Raw genomic sequence first — 1,439 nt, 5'->3', positions numbered from 1 at the left:
CTAGCACTACTTTGGCAGAAATGTGATTTTTGGGATTCCCTTGGCGCGAAATGCGTGATTCATGGGGAGCCAGCTGTGAAGGAGGCTGGCTGTGGATACGGATTGGCAGAACGATCTGGAGCGTTGGCTCGAACCGTTTTTGAAGGGGCTCGGTAACAAGACGCGGCGCCGGATGTGCCCTGCCTATATCGCGGGATTGATTGGTCCCGGAGATCGCAAGAGCATCCAGCCCATGGCAGCGCGCGCCGACGAGGTCAGCTATGACCGGCTGCACCATTTCATCGGCGCTGGTGTCTGGGACAGCGCACCGCTGGAAGCGACATTGTGGCGGCAGGCCGATGATCTCGTCGGCGGCGACAAAGCTTGGCTGATCATCGACGATACCGCTTTGCCGAAGAAGGGCCGTGCGTCGGTCGGCGTTGCCCCTCAGTACGCCTCGGCATTGGGCAAGAACGCCAACTGCCAAACACTCGTATCGGTGACGCTGGCATCGGGGGAGGTGCCGGTCATGCTGAGCCTGCGGCTGTTCCTGCCGGAAAGCTGGACGAGCGACGAGGCTCGGATGATCAAGGCGGGCGTGCCCGAGCAATTCCGGCAGCCCAGGACGAAGCCTGAGTTGGCGATCGAGGAGATCGACCGGGTCATTGCTGCCGGGGTGCGCTTCGGCTGCGTGTTGGCGGATGCGGGCTATGGTCTTTCCGCTCCTTTCCGCCAGGCGTTGAGCGCGCGCGATCTTCGCTGGGCGGTCGGCATTCCCAGGCATCAGAAGGTCTACCCTGCTGACGTGCAATTGGTCTTTCCCGTGGCAGTCCGCGGACGACCACGCTTGCGTCACGTGCCCGACCGCAAGTCGATCGCCGCTCATGCGATGCTGGAAGACGCCAAATGGCGCCAGGTGAGTTGGCGTCGGGGAACAAAAGGTCGGCTCACTGCCCGCTTCGCCACCATGCGCGTGCGCATCGCCGACGGAGCGCCGCAACGCATCGGTTCCGCAGGCGCGCAACACATGCCCGGTGAGGAAGTCTGGCTGGTGGGCGAGCATCGTTCGAACGGCGAGCGGAAATACTATCTCTCAAACTTGCCTGCGGACACCCCGAGCAAGGACCTGGCCGGTGCGATCAAGGCACGCTGGATCTGTGAGCAGGCGCATCAGCAACTCAAGGAAGAGCTCGGCCTCGACCACTTCGAAGGCCGCTCCTGGACCGGACTCCATCGCCACGCGCTCATGACAATAATGGCCTACGCCTTCCTGCAAAACCGCCGGCTTGCTCAAGCGGGGCGGAAAAAAAAGAGTCGCCGGGCCGCCCCCTCAGCCAAGTCTGCCAGCAGTGCGGCAAGCCATCATTGACCGCCTCTCGCGTCCACCTCCGACCTGTTGCCCTCACTGCGGCGGCAGTCTCTCGCCAGAACCAATCACATTTCTGCCAAAGTAGTGCTAG

At 62.5% G+C, this 1,439-nt stretch carries 1 protein-coding gene; it reads left to right on the top strand.

Annotation, left to right across the window (positions count from 1 at the left end; all coding sequences use genetic code 11):
• Nucleotides 1–91: 91 nt before the first annotated feature.
• Entirely contained in the window at nt 92–1,348 is a 1,257-nt protein-coding gene (locus AC3WJD_RS21960) for an IS701 family transposase (RefSeq protein ID WP_492748973.1), read from the top strand.
• Nucleotides 1,349–1,439: the final 91 nt, after the last annotated feature.

This window comes from Sphingobium sp. FW306-1B-F04DB (assembly GCF_058781925.1).
This window is presented reverse-complemented; position numbering and strand designations above follow the sequence as displayed.